Source organism: Pseudolactococcus piscium (genome assembly GCF_002441695.1).
In the GTDB taxonomy this organism is placed as follows: domain Bacteria; phylum Bacillota; class Bacilli; order Lactobacillales; family Streptococcaceae; genus Pseudolactococcus; species Pseudolactococcus piscium.
Map to the genome: position 1 here is coordinate 115,811 of NZ_JXJW01000004.1, position 17,427 is coordinate 133,237.

19 protein-coding genes are annotated in these 17,427 nt (G+C 39.6%); 4 read left to right on the forward strand and 15 right to left on the reverse strand.

The features are described 5' to 3' along the window. Positions 1-169 precede the first annotated feature (169 nt). The 3 genes from RU86_RS03245 to RU86_RS03255 form a co-directional block, all read right to left on the reverse strand. A complete protein-coding gene (locus tag RU86_RS03245) occupies positions 170-1,591 on the reverse strand; it encodes a glycoside hydrolase family 1 protein (RefSeq protein WP_096814036.1) in 1,422 nt (473 codons plus the stop codon). A 55-nt stretch (positions 1,592-1,646) separates the two neighbouring features. Further along, positions 1,647-2,930: a PTS cellobiose transporter subunit IIC gene (gene celB / locus RU86_RS03250; protein ID WP_096814037.1), complete on the reverse strand. Its 1,284-nt coding sequence runs from the start codon at positions 2,928-2,930 to the stop codon at positions 1,647-1,649. Positions 2,931-3,080: 150 nt separating this feature from the next. Beyond that, positions 3,081-3,803 (reverse strand): GntR family transcriptional regulator, encoded by a 723-nt coding sequence (locus RU86_RS03255; RefSeq protein WP_096814038.1) that lies wholly within the window; start codon positions 3,801-3,803, stop codon positions 3,081-3,083. A gap of 213 nt (positions 3,804-4,016) precedes the next feature. Here RU86_RS03255 and RU86_RS03260 point away from each other — a divergent pair, with 213 nt between their 5' ends. Continuing rightward, positions 4,017-5,120 (forward strand): SLC13 family permease, encoded by a 1,104-nt coding sequence (locus RU86_RS03260; RefSeq protein ID WP_096814039.1) that lies wholly within the window; start codon positions 4,017-4,019, stop codon positions 5,118-5,120. Positions 5,121-5,236: 116 nt separating this feature from the next. On the opposite strand, the gene RU86_RS03265 is transcribed toward RU86_RS03260, so the two are convergent. The 11 genes from RU86_RS03265 to RU86_RS03315 all read right to left on the reverse strand — a co-directional run bounded on the left by RU86_RS03265 (position 5,237) and on the right by RU86_RS03315 (position 13,720). Further along, positions 5,237-6,073, reverse strand: coding sequence for a transporter substrate-binding domain-containing protein (locus RU86_RS03265; protein ID WP_096814057.1), 837 nt, complete (start codon positions 6,071-6,073; stop codon positions 5,237-5,239). A 141-nt stretch (positions 6,074-6,214) separates the two neighbouring features. Beyond that, positions 6,215-7,078, reverse strand: coding sequence for a 16S rRNA (cytidine(1402)-2'-O)-methyltransferase (gene rsmI / locus RU86_RS03270; RefSeq protein ID WP_096814040.1), 864 nt, complete (start codon positions 7,076-7,078; stop codon positions 6,215-6,217). After that, complete coding sequence (locus tag RU86_RS03275; protein ID WP_079506990.1) at positions 7,075-7,413, reverse strand: initiation control protein YabA; 339 nt, start codon at positions 7,411-7,413, stop codon at positions 7,075-7,077. Before RU86_RS03275 ends, rsmI begins: the two co-directional genes overlap by 4 nt. Next, a complete protein-coding gene (gene ricT, locus RU86_RS03280) occupies positions 7,413-8,183 on the reverse strand; it encodes a PSP1 domain-containing protein (protein ID WP_096814041.1) in 771 nt (256 codons plus the stop codon). Before ricT ends, RU86_RS03275 begins: the two co-directional genes overlap by 1 nt. 100 nt (positions 8,184-8,283) lie before the next feature. Continuing rightward, positions 8,284-9,147, reverse strand: coding sequence for a DNA polymerase III subunit delta' (locus RU86_RS03285; RefSeq protein WP_096814042.1), 864 nt, complete (start codon positions 9,145-9,147; stop codon positions 8,284-8,286). Next, positions 9,137-9,781 (reverse strand): dTMP kinase, encoded by a 645-nt coding sequence (gene tmk / locus RU86_RS03290; RefSeq protein ID WP_096814043.1) that lies wholly within the window; start codon positions 9,779-9,781, stop codon positions 9,137-9,139. The genes RU86_RS03285 and tmk overlap by 11 nt, the downstream gene beginning before the upstream one ends. 2 nt (positions 9,782-9,783) lie before the next feature. After that, the gene (locus RU86_RS03295) at positions 9,784-10,533 is read right to left on the reverse strand and encodes a CBS domain-containing protein (RefSeq protein WP_096814044.1); all 750 of its coding nucleotides are present in this window, start codon (positions 10,531-10,533) and stop codon (positions 9,784-9,786) included. Positions 10,534-10,566: 33 nt separating this feature from the next. Next, positions 10,567-11,235, reverse strand: coding sequence for an amino acid ABC transporter permease (locus tag RU86_RS03300; RefSeq protein WP_096814045.1), 669 nt, complete (start codon positions 11,233-11,235; stop codon positions 10,567-10,569). Between the two features lie 14 nt (positions 11,236-11,249). After that, positions 11,250-11,933 carry an amino acid ABC transporter permease gene (locus tag RU86_RS03305; RefSeq protein WP_096814046.1) on the reverse strand — a complete coding sequence of 228 codons (684 nt, stop codon included), beginning with the start codon at positions 11,931-11,933 and terminating at the stop codon, positions 11,250-11,252. Positions 11,934-12,048: 115 nt separating this feature from the next. Next, positions 12,049-12,855 (reverse strand): transporter substrate-binding domain-containing protein, encoded by an 807-nt coding sequence (locus tag RU86_RS03310; RefSeq protein ID WP_096814047.1) that lies wholly within the window; start codon positions 12,853-12,855, stop codon positions 12,049-12,051. Between the two features lie 124 nt (positions 12,856-12,979). Then, a complete protein-coding gene (locus RU86_RS03315; protein WP_096814048.1) occupies positions 12,980-13,720 on the reverse strand; it encodes an amino acid ABC transporter ATP-binding protein in 741 nt (246 codons plus the stop codon). Between the two features lie 186 nt (positions 13,721-13,906). Between RU86_RS03315 and yycF the strand changes: the two genes are divergently transcribed. From yycF to RU86_RS03330, 3 genes are all read left to right on the forward strand, one after another. Continuing rightward, the gene (yycF, locus tag RU86_RS03320; RefSeq protein ID WP_079507008.1) at positions 13,907-14,614 is read left to right on the forward strand and encodes a response regulator YycF; all 708 of its coding nucleotides are present in this window, start codon (positions 13,907-13,909) and stop codon (positions 14,612-14,614) included. Further along, on the forward strand, positions 14,604-16,067 hold the full coding sequence (locus tag RU86_RS03325; RefSeq protein WP_096814049.1) for an ATP-binding protein: 1,464 nt from the start codon (positions 14,604-14,606) through the stop codon (positions 16,065-16,067). Before yycF ends, RU86_RS03325 begins: the two co-directional genes overlap by 11 nt. Before the next feature lie 130 nt (positions 16,068-16,197). Continuing rightward, positions 16,198-16,998: an MBL fold metallo-hydrolase gene (locus RU86_RS03330; RefSeq protein ID WP_047915973.1), complete on the forward strand. Its 801-nt coding sequence runs from the start codon at positions 16,198-16,200 to the stop codon at positions 16,996-16,998. Between the two features lie 75 nt (positions 16,999-17,073). Here RU86_RS03330 and RU86_RS03335 read toward each other — a convergent pair whose 3' ends face one another. Beyond that, complete coding sequence (locus RU86_RS03335; RefSeq protein ID WP_079507014.1) at positions 17,074-17,193, reverse strand: DUF4044 domain-containing protein; 120 nt, start codon at positions 17,191-17,193, stop codon at positions 17,074-17,076. Positions 17,194-17,427 lie beyond the last annotated feature (234 nt).

Here is a 17,427-nt window from a genome sequence, read left to right on the forward strand (position 1 = left end):
TAAAGTAAAATTTGTTATTTTTTAATCTAACAGATGTTAGCAAGCATCAGTGTGAACTTGCTCATGCATTCTGACACCTGATAACGTCAAAAAAAAACCGGATAGCGATAAATCCGCTATCCGGTTTTTGACTTGTATTAGCTAAAGTTAAGCAATCTACTACTACTACTTATTTCGCCATTTCAGTATCACTAATTTCAAAGCTAGATGATGCTGACAAGGCTTTGAAGAAGTGAGCTGATTTTTTAAGTGTTTTGTCTTGTCTGTGTACATCAACTGCAATCAAACCATAGCGATTTTTATATGAATTTCGCCAGCTGAAGCAGTCTATCGGTGTCCAGAGGTGATAGCCAAAACAGTTAGCACCTTCTGCAATTGCTTTATGAACATAGTAAAGATGTTCTTTGATGAAGCGAATGCGATAGTCATCTTGGATGATCCCATCTTCACCTAAATATCGGTCTTCACGCGCCACACCCATACCATTTTCAGATACAAACCAGGCAATATTCCCATAATTTTCTTGGATATTTTTGGCAATATCATAGAGTGCTTTAGGATAAATTTCCCATCCGCGATCCGCATTCATACGCACACCGCGTTTGTCAAATACTTCAAAGTATTTGTCTGGTAGCCAATCGATGGCTAGTGAATCCGGTGCGTATTTAGGTGCTTGTGCACGGTTAGGATGATAGAAATTAACACCTAGGTAGTCGACAGTATTTTCCTGAATGATGGCTAACTCTTCAGCTGTTGATGCCCAAAGCACGTCATCATTTGTTAGCACATCGACGAGTTCTGCTGCAAATGCACCTTTAACAGATGCGTCTAAGAATAGGCGATTTTGCCATAAATCTGCAAATGTTGCAGCTGCCTGATCCTCAGGTGATGCTGATGCAGGATAGTTTGGTGTCAAGTTCAGAATGATACCGATTTTACCGTCAGGATTTTGATTTACCTGACGAAATGCGGCGATTGCTTTCGAAGAGGCAAGTTGTAAATTATAGGCAACTTGAACAGCCCGCTTACCATCTACGATATCTGGATAGTGAAACTGGTAAAGATAGCCCCCTTCAACCACTACCATAGGCTCATTATGTGTGAACCAATCGGTCACACGATCAGAGAACATGGTAAAACTTGCTTGCGCAAACTTAACAAATAAGTCGACAACATGTTTGGACTCCCAGCCACCATATTTGTGGACTAGTGAAACCGGGATGTCAAAATGATGGAGATTAATGACCGGTTTGATACCATTTGCGATAAATTCATCGATCACAGCATTATAAAATCTAGCTGCATCTGCATTAACAGTACCCGTTTCCAAATCATCAATCAAGCGTGTCCATTGAATCGATGTTCTGACAGAGGTTAAGCCTGCTGCCTTCATTAAGGCGATATCTGCTTGGTAGTCATTGTAAAAATTGGAAGCTGTATCTGGGCCAATCCCTCCCCAATAATGGTCTGGAAAGTGATCAAAGTCATAATCAAATATATTGTCGTGTGTCTTATGAAATCTACCTTCTGTTTGTGGTCCTGAGGTGGCAGCACCCCACCAAAAATTTTGTGGAAATTCAAGTAATGTCATAAGCGCTCTTTCTATTTTTACTAAGTTCTATATGGGTCGTCTTGTGTTTAGCTGATTATACCTCTTTTGATTTATCAATCATGAGTAAGAATGGTAGATAGATAAGGCCAACGGCAAGCATCTGAACGATTTGAAGCACACTACCCATAATCGAGTTAGTGGCAAGGAAGCCTGAAATGATAGCTGGCATTGTCCAGGGTACTTGTGCACCCGTCGTCAATGGTACAAGTCCTGATGCAAATCCTGCATAAGCGATGACAACTGATACAAGTGGTGCAAGAATCCAAGGGATGAAGAGTGTCGCATTCATCACCATCGGTAAACCAAAGATAACCGGTTCGTTTACATTAAATATGCCTGGTGCGATCGCGAGTCTTGCAACTTCTTTATATTGTTTTTTAGTCATAACAACCATAATCAAAATCAAGACGATTAAAGTTGAACCTGATCCACCGAGGGATACAGTGAAGGTATCCATAAATGATTTTGTTACGATATGACCATGTTCTTGTAAGGCTGTATTGCCTTTTTTGAGGAGTTCTGCATTGTCAAGCCCATTTGTTTGCCAAAATGGTTCAAATACTGAGTTAACAATCACTTGACCGTGCAAACCGAAGAACCAAAGGAATTGAACAAAGAATACGGCAATAATTGTGCCTGGTAAAGAGGTACCAAGTCCTGTGAGTGGTTTTTGGATGATGTTATAGATGACATCGTGTAAGTTGGTATCAAAAACGCCAACCATGATTGCATTCCCAATTAGAAATGGTAATAATGTGCCTAAAACAGGAATTAATGCTGAAAATGATTTAGAAACTGCAGGTGGCACACCATCAGGCATTGTGATGACAAAGCCTTTTTGTGTGAAGTAGACGTAGAGTTTAGCTGCTAAGAAGGCCGCAATCATACCAAGGAACATGCCCTTAGCACCTAAGCGATCAAGAGAGAGAAGTCCAGAAGCCTGAATTTCTTTCTTGCCATCTAGAACAGTCATGAAGAATGGTGTCAGAATTAAAAATGACGCCAATGATACGACTGCCCCAAAGATTGCCTCAACTTGTTTTGCTTTTGAAAAATAATAGCCGATACCAAGTGTTACAAAAACGGTCATGATAGACATAGTTGCATTCTGTCCATTACCGAATAAAGTTGAAAATTGTGCTTTTAATGAATCTGGCCAAAACGGTAAATTGTTAAAGACAACAATGAATGAGCCAAACATGGTGAGTGGAAAACTAAGCATAAATGCATCCCGAAGGACTGTCAGATACAGATTACCGCCTATTTTCTGTGCGATAGGTGCAATTTTAGCACCCAATACATCCATAAATCGATTCATGTGAGAACCTCCAAATCTTATTTTATAAGCTTATGATAACGCTTCCATTATAAAGTTACAAGAGGGTTTTCGGTAATGTATAGCTTATATCATACCTGAAATCATCTATATAAAGAGATTTATGCTATTTTACACCCGCTAATGTATAGCTTAATTCCGTCTGGTTAAGATCACATCCATGCTAAATGTCTCCCCAAGGTGTGTTGCCTTAGAGTATTCAAATACTTGACCTGTGCTAAAACGACCTGTTTGTCTAGCAAGTATGACCGGCTGACCAACGGCAATTTGTAAGAGTGCTGCATCCGTTTCGTTGGCAGTATGGACTTCAATTCGTCTATGTGATTTATCAATAATGTAGCCCAGCTGTTGCTCGATATATTCATAGATTGAATGTTCAACATGGACACGTTTCAAGTTGACAATCAAACTGGCAGGCATCCATATCTCTTCCACAACAAATGGCTGTTCATCCTTAATTCTCACGCGCTTAATATGATAGACTGCTGTATTGACAGATAGATTTAATTTGTCACTGATAAAGGCATCCGAAGGAATGATTTCAAATACTAAAACATGAGACGTCAGCGTGATGTCCGCATAGAGTGCCGTCAATCCTCTAAAATAATTTCCCTGCTTCATCTGGTCAAGAGAGCCTTCTGCAAAATCATTAACAAAGGTTCCCTTTGCCTTGATTTTGGTGATCATCCCTTCATCCACTAAAATATCTGTTGCCTTTTTTATCGTCATTTTAGAGGCCTGAAATTGCGCAATCATTTCCCGCTCATAGGGCAGTTTACTCTTGACAGGATACTCACCGGACAAGATCTTATTTCTTAAAATATTTGCGATTGTCACATATTTTTGTGTTTTCATACCTATATTGTAGCACACGGGTCAACGATTTGAACACATAGCCATGACTTGTTTTGTCATACGATGCGTTAGGTCATACTAGCTAGCAAGCCATGCTTTGCTAACTTATCCAATATATCGCTTAATACTGAGTTATTTTATATGCCTATCCATCGTCTTTTATGATAGAATACACTTTGTACCAATACTTTTACACAGACCGGAAAAAACAATATGACACTTACCTTAAAACGGATTTTCTCCGATAAAACATTGCTAGTGACCCTTTTCATGTCGCTGCTTGCCCTTATCTTTGGCACCGTAAAGCCATCTGATATTGACATGAAGACGATACTTACCCTATTAAGTTTAATCATTGTCATCTCAATCTACGAGCATCTGACAATCCTCAATCATATCGCTAACCTGATCATAGAGAAATGTAATACGACCAGAGGGATTATCCTCGTCATCTTCCTATTCTCCTTTTTCGGATCCATGTTTTTTACCAATGATGTTGCGATTTTGACACTTGTTCCGATTGTCTTCAACATTAGTAAAAAAATAAAAATTCCCAAGATAGCTGTCATCAGTCTGATGACAATATATGCAAATTTAGGTAGCTCGATCACGCCGTTTGGTAATCCGCAAAATATCTACCTCGTCTCTTTCTTTCATCTATCGATTGTCGATTTTCTAAGTCTCTCCTTACCCATCGGTTTGGTCAGTTTTCTAACCTTACTACTTTGCCTATTTTTCTTTCCCAAAGACAAGATTAGTCAACTTAAAAGTACTGAGTTAACCGTCCCTCGAAAACACCTCCTTGCCTTACTCCTTACGACGTTGATCGTTTTACTGGGGGTCTTATCCTTTATCCCGATTGTCTTCTCACTAATCGCTAGCTTACTTTGTACAGCTTATGTCGATCGCACCATTTATGAAACCGTCGACTATGGGATTATTTTAACCTTTGTCAACTTTTTCATCATTGTTGGTGCAGTAGGTCGCATTCCAGCAATTCATCTCTTTCTAGAACACGTCACAACAACAACTTTCTCGATTTTCTCGACTGCTATTATCTCAAGCCAACTCATTAGTAATGTACCAGCGGCGGTTTTACTCTCTAAATTCACCAACCATGTCTCTGCTATTTATTTAGGTGTCACAGTAGGTGGGCTAGGAACAATCGTTGCCTCTTTAGCTAATCTCCTAGCCTTAAGACAATATCATCTCTTATCTGATGATCAATCGACGAAAGCCTTTTTTGCCAAATTTACAGTCTACAATATCGTTTATCTCTTAGTCTTTTTCATAGCAGGATTGCTCCTATTACATTAAAGACACTTACTACAACTAGCTCCTCCACTTATCTGACTTATCATATAAAAAAGACTAAGGGCATCAAACCCTTAGTCATTTTTTATAAGCTCATTTCGTGTGCTATCAAAAACGCATTATTTATAGTTATCTGCCGATGGTGCATAATCGCCACCATAAAATTCTTTAGATAATTTTGCTAGTGTCCCATCTTTATAGAGGACTTTTAATTCTTTATCGATCACTTTTTGAAGTTTTTCTTGTGAGCCATCTAAAATAAAGTATTCATAGGTCTTAAATGTCGGATAGTTTTTGAGATCAGGAATGTTGCTAGCCACTGTGATATTGTGTTTTTTAGCAAAATTTTCTGCAGCTAATTTTGATGCAAATAAGAAATCAATCTGTCCAGATTCCACGGCAGCTAGTCGGTCTGTTAATGAGCGTTCTGAATACGCAACCTCAATTTTTTTATCAGGATTTTTCTTATTCCAAGCTTCAAAAATAGCACCATAGTTAGTACCTGCAGGAATCTCAGTCTTTTTACCAATCAAATCTTTAATTGATGTGAAGTTGTTTTTTGTACTTGAGAAAATCGCATTTACATTTTCTGAAATAGGGGATGTAAACAGATATTTTTTCTCACGCTCTGGTGTTTTACCAAAATTATTGGCACCAATTTGGCTACGACCAGCATCAACATCAGTCAAGATTGACTCGTCTGTCACTGTTTTAAAGTCAAATTTATAGTCGGGCAAGTTTTTATCAACCGCTTTTAAGACTTCAATGTCAAATCCTGTTAAGTTATCACCATCTTTATAAGCGTAAGGTTTTGAATCTGCAGTCTGGGCAATCGTCACCGTCGTCACTTTCTTGTCGGTGTCTGATGCTTTTTTATCAGATTTACCGCATGCTGCTAAAAACCCAACACTTAATAAACCAACTGCTGTTACCGCTAACATTTTTTTAAATTTCATAACCATTTCACCTCTTCTATCATTTCTAAGCTTAATTTTATCATAGATTAAGTTTAACATAAGCTATATTGCTTAGGACTTTTAAAAATGATATGACGACCTAAAAAAATAAGATAGCCAATAAATGACTATCTTTTCACCTTAAAGTTGATGGAAGGCTTGATACAGTTCTTGTCTGACCAGACCACGTGTCTTAGCTACTTTTTTGATGGCAGCATTGGTCTTTTCACCTGCCGTAATTAGGGCTTGCACGGCTTCTAAATCGGTTAAGTCTGAATCTGCTTGACTCAGCTCTTCTACTGAACCACTCACAATAATCAGGCATTCTCCCTTTATCGGCTGTTCAGTGATCGATGCTAAAACCTCTGAAATAGGCCCGCGACGATACTCCTCGTATATCTTTGTCAGTTCACGTACAAAGGCAACCTCACGATCACCATAAACTGACAACATATTGGTCAAAGTTGCGGAGACACGATGAGGCGACTCATAAAAAATCTGACTTTCAGGATAGGCTACCTTCTCAGTTAGGAAAGCAATTTGCTCATTTTTCTTTCTCGGTAAAAAGCCATAGAAAATGTGTGGCTGCGGCGCAATACCTGAGGCAATCAAAGCTGTAATACCAGCACTAGCACCTGGTAGTGCGATGACATCAATCTCCTGGGCAATACAGGCCAGCACTAAATCATGTCCCGGGTCGGAGATAGACGGCAAACCAGCATCAGATACCTGAGCGATTGATTTCCCCGACTTGAGCAAGTCAATCATCTTACTTAGTTTTAAACCACTGTTATGGTCATGAAAACTTTCCTGTGAAGTACTGATCTCAAAATGATTCAATAATTTCTGTGTGTTACGTGTGTCTTCTGATGCGATTAAGTCAACAGTTTTCAAAATCGTTACCGCACGAAAGGTCATATCATCAAGATTGCCAATTGGTGTCGGGACTAAAAATAATTGGCCTGCTGTCTTAACCCCTTTAAAACTCTGCTGAAAATTCATCATCTATATAAAATCTCCGCACAATACAAACACGTTTCTCCAGGCTCTAAGCGCTGCCCATAAAAATCACGACAGACATGAAACCCATCTTCATAAATTTCGTGTAGATTGGACATCGGCCCTTTCTTTGTTATCTGTTCGCTCTTGTTTTCTGAAACATGAGACTCTGAAAAGTCAGCTAAGCGATCACGCAAGCGTGCATTTTCTAAGCGCAGACTCGTATTCTCTGTCAGTAATTTTTGATAATTACTCTTAATGTCACTCACCTGAGTTAGCGTGGCGACCAGGATTCCCTCTAGTTCTGATAAATTATCAAAAAAGGGTACTTTACCCGTCATCAAACCACCTCTATTTCTGTCACATCATAATCTCGCACTGCATTATCCAAACGCACTTTTACAGTATTCCCTAAAATGTTTAAGCCAATGACACGCGCTTGCCCATCCGCTGTCTTAATCACATCTCCAAAATCTGGAAAGTTCTTACGCGCCTGACGATAAAAATCATCTTCATAGGTCAAGCAGCACATCAATCGACCGCAAAGCCCATTTAACTTATTCTGATTGAGTGATAAGGCCTGATTTTTTGCCATCTTAATACTGACATTGGGAAATTCACCCATAAATTCTGAACAGCAAAGCGGGCGACCGCAAGGACCGAGACCACCAAATGTTTTGGCAACATCTCGAGGACCAATTTGGCGTAAGGCAATCCTAGTCTTGAAATTGCTAGCTAAATCCTTTAATAGCGCTCTAAAATCCACACGATGCTCAGACGTAAAACTGATATACAGGCGCTTATAATCAAGCGTATACTTAGCTTCTATCACTTTCATATCGAGGCCGTGAGACTTGACTAAGGCTTTTACTTTTACTTTAGCCTGATCGGAGTCTCGTGTCACCTTTTCTGCTAATTCAATATCGAGCGACGTTGCTAGCCCAATTATGACGCCTTCGGTTGCTAACGACTCAGATAGCTCACGAATCACACGACCAATCATTTTACACTTGTCAACTTTGACAAGCACCATATCTGATACAGTGTAGTTTTTGTCGCTTGCAACAAAGATGTTATCTTCACCATGTGCAAATTTTATTTCATAATTCATTGTTTTCTCTCTTTATGTATTAACCCTATCTCAAAGACTGGCTGACAAGAGGCAAGCTGATCTGCCTAAAATCATGCGTTTATACTTGAGATACTACCGATTATCCTAAACAAATTTTTTCCAAACAGGATTGAAAATTAACATTTGACTGCCAATACTTTTGCGCCCTAAAAACATGTTCAACGCGTGCTGCTTGCCGCTTTTTAACCAAGCAAATGGCCAGTATTTTAAAGGCGAGTCCCTGTGCCTTTTTATCTTTAAAAAATGAAGCAAGCTGGGTGACCTGCAAAAAGGCTTCTGAAGCATCTGAGCTAAGTAGCATGACAAATTTTTCTATCTGTTTGATACCGTCCAAAAACAGCTTATCTTTGGCTAAACTTTTGGCTTCGGATACTGACGAGACAATCTCTGAGATAATCATCGCATCTGTCTTTAGCGTCCCATCTTGCTCTAAACTTCTTTGTACCATCTTGGACTGGTTTGGAAAGTTAATCACCTGTGCCCGAGACTTAATCGTATCTAAAACCATATTCTCAGATGCCGTGAGTAAAAAGATATAGATTTCAGATTCTGGTTCTTCAATCGATTTTAGCAATGCATTGGCTGCATTAACATGCATCTTTTCAGCACCATCTATGATCACCACTTGTCGACTACTCTCAAACCCTGACTGAGCAAACGTGAGTAATAACTCTCGAATCTGTTGGGTTTTGATCGTCTGACCATCTGGACTTACTATGTGTAAGTCAGTATAGTCATTGGCTGCAACCAAGCGACATTCCCGACAGGTACCACAAGGCAAGCCTGCTTGTTTTTGAAGACAAAACCTAGACTGAGCTAGCCATATAGCCATCTCCATCGCACCAAATCCCCCTGAAAACAGGAAGGCATGATGTAATCTGTCATTTGCTAGGACATGAGAAAACCGGTTAAACAAGTCCGGCTGTAACTGATCAATTCCCATCAAAACTCTCCGGAAATCTGGTCTTTATCGCAAATAATGTATCTGCTATGACCTGGTCTAACTCTTGTGAAGCATCTATTGTGATGACCCGATCAGGATGCAAGGCTGCTATTTTTTGATAGCCTGCTCGTACTTTTTCATGCATCTCTTGCGCCTCTAAATCAAGTCGGTTAACTTCGCGATTACCAGTCATGACCCGCGCCAAGCCTATCGCTGTGTCAACATCAAAATAGAGTGTCAAATCTGGTAAAAGACCATCCGTGGCAAAATTGTTTATCGTCTCAACATCTGACACAGGAATGCCTCGTGCATAGCCTTGATAGGCTACTGAGGAGTCTATGAAGCGATCTATGATGACGAATTTCCCATCTGCTAAAGCTGGTAGGACTTTCTCATTCAGATGTTGTCTGCGGGCCGCAGCAAATAAAAGCAATTCCGTCTTGCCATCAATTGCTGTATTCTCAGGTGCAAGGATGATTTCTCGGATGGCTTCAGCGATCCGAATCCCGCCAGGTTCACGCGTTGTGATGATGTCAATATCCTGTTTTGCTAATTCTGGTAAAATATGTTGTAAAACAGTCGTTTTACCAGCACCTTCTGGTCCTTCAAACGTTATCAAAATTCCCTTATTCATTCTTAAATTATATCATTTTTTTGATAAAATTTGGGCAAATCAGCAATATTGATGAGGCCAAGCACATCAGCGGGCCTCACCTTTTTAAAGTCTGTCACGTTAGTCAGTAATAAGACAACTGATTTTTTACCCGTTCTCATCTCATCAAGCATCATTTTTTCAGCTGTAAAAATAGAGGCAGATGACTGAATGAAAAAGACAACTGACTCAGTATGCTGAATCATCTCTGAAACAGTAGGCGCTTGTGAAACGCTCAGGGCATGCGCCATAGCATTGGCTGTTACGACCCGACGCATGAGCATACCATCTGTTCTGACGACAGGAAATTGGGTGTGATGATGTTCCCTCACTTTACGCATGACCGCGGCAAACTGATCTGATTCATTGACAAATATAACCTCAGATGAGAACAGCTCGCCGACTGTTATCGGTCTAGTCAGGACGTCATAGACATGCTTGATGCGCGTCACAACCTCTGGTTGAATAATAAAATACCGATTAGCAGCTTTATGCTGTATCATATTGCGTAAATTATTGAACAACTCAAAGTCAGTGGCAAAATCACGCGCCCCTGGAAGCTGGGCAAGAATCATATCTGTCAGTTGCGACATGGGCATATATTTACCCGTCTTGTTAAACTTTTGATTAGCAAAAGCTTCTAGCAGCTTATACTGCGCAATAAACCTATCATTTCTATTTTTGCTCGTCAGCTCTGTCATAGCAGGTGCTGTATCATCTGGTCGTTTTGTCATATAAAAAAGAACCTCTCGGCTCTATTCTAACATTTATTCTAAAGAATTTGCCCAAGATTTTTGTAGTCTGCGCGCAAACTGCGAGATGACAAAGTTGATGACAAAATAGATTGCTGCAACAAATCCATAGAGCATGAAAACTTGACCTGCTTGGAAATATTGACCCATTAAAATTTGAGAGTTCCCAAATAATTCTTGTAAGGCAATAACCGAATATAAGAAGGATGTATCTTTAATCACTGTTACAAACTGTGAAATAATCGCTGGTAACATTTTTCTGATTGCTTGAGGTAAAACAATACTCGTTAAAATTTGTCTATCGGTAAATCCTTGTGATTTCCCAGCCTCAGTCTGACCTTCTGGCACGCCATTTAAACCACCACGGATAATTTCCGCAAGCGCTGCGGTCGTAAAGACCGTAAAAGAAATAATACCAGCAGGTACTGATTTAACTTGAAAAATAAGGAAAATAACGAAAATCCATAAAAGATTGGGGACATTTCGAACGACTTCAATATAAACACTGGCAATTAACTTGAAAAATGGATTTTTACCATTGCGCATGACAGCTAAGAAGGTCCCAAAAATAGTGGATAAGATGATTGAAATAAAGGCGATAAAAATCGTCAACCCTAAGCCTTGAAAAAGGAATCGTATATTAGTTGCTGTAAAGACCTGTGCTGCTTCCTGTGCTAAACTCATATCTTATTACCTTTCTACCCAACACTATAGGATTTTTTATTCTTTTCTTCCATCCGTCTCGCTAATGTCGCAAGCGGGAAACATAGGACAAAGTACAGCACACCAACACCAACAAAGGCTGGAATATAGTTGACATTCATCGACGACCAAGATTTAGCCGTAAACATCAAATCCGCGCCTGAAATAATCGCGACTGTCGATGTATTTTTGATCAGGTTAACGACCTGGTTTGTTAAAGGCGGATAGATCATACGGATGGCCTGAGGCAAAATAATCAAGCGCATGGTATCTCCATAAGTGAATCCTTGTGCCTCTGCAGCTTCCGTCTGACCTTTAGAAACGCCCTCAATGCCTGAGCGAATTACTTCTGCGATATAAGCACCATGATAGAGACCAACACAAATAATCGCTGTCCAAAACGCTGAAATAACGAAATTTTTATTTAAAAGCGGAAAGCCATAGTAGACAATCACAAATTGGATCAAGAGTGGCGTATTTTGATAAACTTCCACATAAGCTCTACTGATGCCTCTCAGTAATTTATTTCGTGTCGCTGACAGCGAGCCAAAAATCAACCCCAGCAGTACCGCTAACAGTAATGAACCAATTGAAATCTCTAAGGTAAAGAGAAACCCCTTGGCAAATTGACCAAAGTCAGCAAAGAATGCCTGCCAACGTTCTAAAGCAAAAGGACTCATATATTACCTTTCTTTGTTTTTAACGCGCTAGCTTATCTAGCGCCTGTTGCTGTTTATGTTATTTTCAGCCATAAAACTAAGTAGCTGAGCTGGCCGTGAAACTTATGCTTGACGCTTATTTAGCAGTCGCATCTTTCAAGTTATACTTGTCTGTCATTTTTTTCAACTCGCCATTTGATTTGAGCGTTTCAATTTGTTTATTCAGATAGCTCGCCAACTCAGTATTTGATTTCTTAGTTGTGATACCATATTCTTGTCTAGCAAATCCTTCGCCAAGAATCTCTGTTTTCGAATCTACATAGCCTGACAAGATTGATTTATCAACTGAGAAAGCATCGATACGGCCTGATGTCAATGCTGTTTTTAACGTCGGGTAATCTGGTAATTCTGAATACTCAAACGAGATACCTTTTTCTTTCGCTAATGCTGCAAGACCTGTTTTTGTAGAAGACGATTGTGCGACACCAATTGTCTTACCATTTAAATCTGAGACAGATTTAAAGCCTGCATCTTTTTTAACTAAGAAGCCAACTTCATCTGTAAAGTAAGGCGTTGTGAAGTTATACGTTTTTTTACGTTCATCGGTAATTGTAAAGGTTGCAATGACAGCGTCAACTTGTTTGTTATCAAGTAATGGTCCACGAGTTTGTGCAGTAACTGGTACAAACTCAGCCTTAACACCTAAATCTTTAGCAATTTTATTGGCGATATCAATTTCAACACCTGTAAATTTATTTGTTTTGGGATCTTTATAGCCAAAATTCGGTACGTCTTGTTTCACACCAAAAACAATTTTTCCGTTGTCTTTAATCTTATCTGTTGCTGATTTTGAGCTGTCATCTTTTGATGCGCCACAGGCTGCAAGTGTTACCGCTGCAAAAACAGCTGCAAGACTAGCTAAAACTTTAATTGATTTTTTCATAATAGGCTCCTTTTTAATAATTGTCCGTACCTGAACATAGACATCATAGCATTAAGCATATGTTCAGGTAGTAGCGGTACAATACTGTATTAAACGTTTGACATTGATGCTTAAAGTCAAATCATTAATGATTGATAATTTTACTAAGAAACTGCTTAGCTCTAGGTTCTTGTGGATTATCAAAGAATCCAGCAACGTCCGTCGTATCTTCTAAAATTTCCCCTGCATCCATGAAGATAATCCGATCCGCTACGGATCTAGCAAAGCCCATCTCGTGAGTAACGACGACCATGTTCATGCCATCTTTGGCAAGTCCTTGCATCACTGATAAGACATCACCAATTGTTTCTGGATCTAATGCTGAGGTCGGCTCATCGAATAATAATAACTTAGGATTCATGGCAAGGCCACGTGCAATGGCAACCCGTTGTTTTTGACCACCAGAAAGTTGACCAGGATAGGCATCTTTTTTATCCCACATGTTAACAAACTTCAAATACTTCTCAGCAACAACTGTCGCTTCACGTAATTCTTTTTTAAGGACTTTAACCGGTGCTAATGTGACATTTTCTAGCACAGTTTTGTGAGGATAGAGATTAAAATGCTGAAACACCATCCCAACTTCCTTACGAAGTTCGACTAACTCTTTTTTAGAGGCATGATCAACGCGATGACCATTCACAGTTAATTGACCCGCTTCAATGCCTTCCAAAGCATTAATTGTTCTGATTAAGGTAGATTTACCAGATCCAGAAGGACCTAACAAGACAACCACTTGGCCTTCTTCAATTGCTAAATTAATATGCTTTAATGCATGATAGTCACCGTAATATTTTTCGGCATCTTTAAACTCTATAAGTGGCATCTAAAACTCCTAATCTATTATATCATCTGTTTTTTATATGTCACAACTTATAACATGTGCCTATTTTATCATGTAATATCTGAATTGTCAAACAATTTATCTTTTGAACATCGCTCCGATAGATGCTTTTAATTGATGAAAGGCATAAAAAACGGTATAATAGTGGTATTAATGGAGAAACTACATATGAAAAAAATACTCGTCGTTGATGATGAAAAACCTATCTCGGATATCGTTAAGTTCAACTTAACGAAAGAGGGTTATGACGTTTTAACAGCTTTTGACGGAGAGGCAGCATTAACTATTTTTGCTGCTGAGCAGCCAGATCTGATTATATTAGATCTGATGTTGCCTAAAAAAGATGGTCTTGAGGTGGCACGCGAAGTTCGTAAGTCGTCTGAAGTACCTATTATTATGGTGTCTGCCAAAGACACTGAGTTCGATAAAGTTATCGGCTTGGAGTTAGGCGCTGATGATTACGTTACAAAACCCTTTTCAAACCGCGAACTATTAGCACGTGTCAAGGCCAACTTGAGACGCTCAAACCTTAGCACTGAAGCGAGTGCTACACCTAATGATAAAAAAGAAATTAGAATTGGAGATATTTCGATTGCCCCTGAAAAATATGCTGCTTATAAGAACGATAAACATATTGATCTAACGCATAGGGAATTCGAACTCCTACACTATCTAGCGCAACATATCGGTGAAGTCATGACCCGTGAGCATCTACTCGAGACGGTTTGGGGATATGATTATTTTGGTGATGTGAGAACAGTTGACGTGACGATTCGTCGTTTACGGGAAAAAGTTGAAGACACGCCTAGCCGACCAGAATACGTGGCTACGCGTCGTGGTGTTGGCTACTACCTGAGTGATCCAAATGAAAAGTAAATTACCCTTCACCAGCAGTATTCTATTCAAAGCAGTCCTGTTACACCTCCTGCTTTTTGTAGGATTCTTTGCGCTAAATACACAAGCTTATATCGGACAGCATGATTCTTTCATAAGATTTTGTGCTTTTTATATATTATCACTTATCCTGATTGTCTGGTTTACCAGGCGCATCTCTATCGGTCTAAACCAGATTTCTGATCAAATCAACGAGTTTACAGACAAAAAATACACTGTCAGAAAGCAAATTCCTGGTAACACGGAGATCAATCGCCTTTATGATAAAGTGGTTGATTTAGGTGAAAAGAGTGAGCATGCACAAGAAAGATTAGAATCCTCAAGCACACGCTTAAATGGGATTTTGACTTATATGACTGATGGTGTTATCGCAACCGACCGACGTGGCAAAATCGTTCTTGCTAATGCAGCAGCTCTAGAATATTTAAATGTCAAAGAAAAAGATATCTTGTCACGTAAGATTATCGATGCACTTGACATAGAAGCAGATTACACCTTTCGAGATTTGTTAGAATCTGAGCCTGAAATCATCATCGACTGTGAAAATATCATGGGAGAGTTTACAACCCTACGCATTAACTTTGCCCTATTTCGTCGACAATCTGGCTTTATCTCCGGTGTCGTTGCTGTTTTACATGATGTCACTGAACAAGAAAAAAATGAACGTGAACGTAGGCTATTCGTTTCAAACGTCTCACATGAGCTCCGCACACCATTAACGTCTATCAAATCCTACCTCGAAGCCTTGGATGACGGTGTGCTACAAGATCCAGATATTGCGCCCTCATTCATTAAAGTCTCTTTAAATGAGACTGACAGAATGATTCGGATGATCCTAGACTTAGTGACACTATCCCGAATGGATTCCGACACGATCATTTTAGAAAAAGAAGTGATTAATCTAATTGCCTTCTTACATTATCAACTCAATCGCTTTGACCAAATCGTCGGCAATTCAGATGGAAATGAAAAGCAATTCAAGATTATTCGCAAAATCCCTTTACAACCCATTTGGATGGAAATCGATACCGATAGACTGGGTCAGGTCATCGATAATCTAATGAATAACGCGATCAAATATAGCCCTGACGGTGGTAATGTGACCGTCAGTCTAGAACAAACCAATACTCAGGTCTTACTCAGAATCACTGATGAAGGCATGGGCATACCTAAGAAAGATATCCCTAAGATATTCGACCGATTTTATCGGGTAGACAAAGCACGCAGTCGGAATCAAGGGGGTAGTGGCCTGGGACTTGCGATTGTTCGTGACATTGTCAAAATGCATGACGGCTTCGTCTGGGCTAAATCTGACGGCGAAACAGGGACGACTTTCACTGTCGTCTTACCTTATGCACCACTTGAGACCGATAACGATGACGATGCCAGCAGCTGGGGTAGTCAAACAAGCGAAAAATCATCGCTAATCAGTTAAACTGTCAAGGTTAGCTAGATGATGACACCATACTGATCATCCACTGGGCAAAAAAAGACGCGTCTCATAGACAGACACATAAACATGATTTTTAATAATAACTAGCCTTAGTAAGGAACAGAAATTGACGATGACACAAGGATTTAAATACAGTATATTAGCAAGTGGTTCCTCAGGCAATGTAACCTACATCGAAACGCCAGAACGTAAAATTTTAGTAGATGCTGGCCTATCCGGTAAAAAGATAGAAGGGCTCATGAATGACATCGGAAGAAGTTTAGCAGACGTTGACAGTCTTCTTGTAACCCATGAGCATAAGGACCATGTCGCAGGACTAGGTGTCCTGGCACGTAAGTATAAGATGGCGCTCTACGCCAATCAAGAGACCTGGCAAGCCATCGGAGAGGGCTGTGGGAAGATTGATAATGCGCAAAAGAACACTTTTGAAATGGGCAAATTATTGACCTTTGGGGATATCGATATCGAAAGTTTCGGCGTCAGCCATGATGCTGCCGCACCCCAGTTTTATAAATTTATGAAAGACGGCAAAAGTTTTGTCATGCTAACAGATACAGGCTATGTGAGCGACCGCATGCGCGGTACGATTGAGAACGCTGACGCCTATCTCATGGAGTCCAACCACGACGTCGAAATCCTTCGCATGGGAAATTATCCTTGGCGCCTGAAACAGCGTATCTTGTCTGATCACGGCCATCTCTCTAATGAAGATGGTGCCACAACAGCACTTTCTGTTATCGGCAACCAAACTAAAAAAATCTTACTCGGCCACCGTAGCCAAGAAAACAATCTCAAGGAACTTGCCCATCTAACGATGGAGAATACCTTGATGCAACATGATGTCGATACAAAAAATGGTATCCAAGTATTAGATACCAGCCATATAGAGGCTAGTCCCTTATATAGTATCTAGTGTTGCTTATCTCTATACTAGTCCCACTGGACTAACAACTGCTAGAAATTAAAAAAACCTCGTCTTTAGACGAGATTAAACGAATACTGTTAATGCCGCTGCAACTGCCGCAAAGACAGTTAGAATCAACATCAACCAGACAATGATCATGACGACTTTTTGAAAAGTCGTTTTTTGTTTCTTTTTATAAGCCATAAACAGATTTTACCTTAAAATGAATTATTTTTCAAGTGTTCGGTCAAATTAAAAATAATTTGACTTATTCAGGGACTATCGGCTTTCTATGCAGTCTACTCTAGCACCTTATCTAGCTAAGCAACTTAAGCTATTAATGTGTCATCAGTCGCTTCTAAACAAACTAGTTAGCTAATCAAAAATAGCTAATAAACGCATTAAAAAAAGGCTCTATAATAAATCGTGTGGGAAATA

Excerpts from the sequence above, each read along its gene's own strand:
- RU86_RS03275 (WP_079506990.1), bottom strand. The coding sequence starts at position 7,413 with ATGACGGGTAAAGTACCCTTTTTTGATAATTTATCAGAACTAGAGGGA.
- RU86_RS03305 (WP_096814046.1), bottom strand. The coding sequence starts at position 11,933 with ATGAGTCCTTTTGCTTTAGAACGTTGGCAGGCATTCTTTGCTGACTTT.
- celB (WP_096814037.1), bottom strand. The coding sequence starts at position 2,930 with ATGAATCGATTTATGGATGTATTGGGTGCTAAAATTGCACCTATCGCA.
- ricT (WP_096814041.1), bottom strand. The coding sequence starts at position 8,183 with ATGAATTATGAAATAAAATTTGCACATGGTGAAGATAACATCTTTGTT.
- RU86_RS03335 (WP_079507014.1), bottom strand. The coding sequence starts at position 17,193 with ATGGCTTATAAAAAGAAACAAAAAACGACTTTTCAAAAAGTCGTCATG.
- RU86_RS03255 (WP_096814038.1), bottom strand. The coding sequence starts at position 3,803 with ATGAAAACACAAAAATATGTGACAATCGCAAATATTTTAAGAAATAAG.
- RU86_RS03300 (WP_096814045.1), bottom strand. The coding sequence starts at position 11,235 with ATGAGTTTAGCACAGGAAGCAGCACAGGTCTTTACAGCAACTAATATA.
- RU86_RS03315 (WP_096814048.1), bottom strand. The coding sequence starts at position 13,720 with ATGCCACTTATAGAGTTTAAAGATGCCGAAAAATATTACGGTGACTAT.
- tmk (WP_096814043.1), bottom strand. The coding sequence starts at position 9,781 with ATGAATAAGGGAATTTTGATAACGTTTGAAGGACCAGAAGGTGCTGGT.
- RU86_RS03330 (WP_047915973.1), top strand. The coding sequence starts at position 16,198 with ATGACACAAGGATTTAAATACAGTATATTAGCAAGTGGTTCCTCAGGC.
- RU86_RS03265 (WP_096814057.1), bottom strand. The coding sequence starts at position 6,073 with ATGAAATTTAAAAAAATGTTAGCGGTAACAGCAGTTGGTTTATTAAGT.
- RU86_RS03325 (WP_096814049.1), top strand. The coding sequence starts at position 14,604 with ATGAAAAGTAAATTACCCTTCACCAGCAGTATTCTATTCAAAGCAGTC.
- RU86_RS03285 (WP_096814042.1), bottom strand. The coding sequence starts at position 9,147 with ATGGGAATTGATCAGTTACAGCCGGACTTGTTTAACCGGTTTTCTCAT.
- rsmI (WP_096814040.1), bottom strand. The coding sequence starts at position 7,078 with ATGATGAATTTTCAGCAGAGTTTTAAAGGGGTTAAGACAGCAGGCCAA.
- RU86_RS03310 (WP_096814047.1), bottom strand. The coding sequence starts at position 12,855 with ATGAAAAAATCAATTAAAGTTTTAGCTAGTCTTGCAGCTGTTTTTGCA.
- yycF (WP_079507008.1), top strand. The coding sequence starts at position 13,907 with ATGAAAAAAATACTCGTCGTTGATGATGAAAAACCTATCTCGGATATC.
- RU86_RS03295 (WP_096814044.1), bottom strand. The coding sequence starts at position 10,533 with ATGACAAAACGACCAGATGATACAGCACCTGCTATGACAGAGCTGACG.
- RU86_RS03260 (WP_096814039.1), top strand. The coding sequence starts at position 4,017 with ATGACACTTACCTTAAAACGGATTTTCTCCGATAAAACATTGCTAGTG.
- RU86_RS03245 (WP_096814036.1), bottom strand. The coding sequence starts at position 1,591 with ATGACATTACTTGAATTTCCACAAAATTTTTGGTGGGGTGCTGCCACC.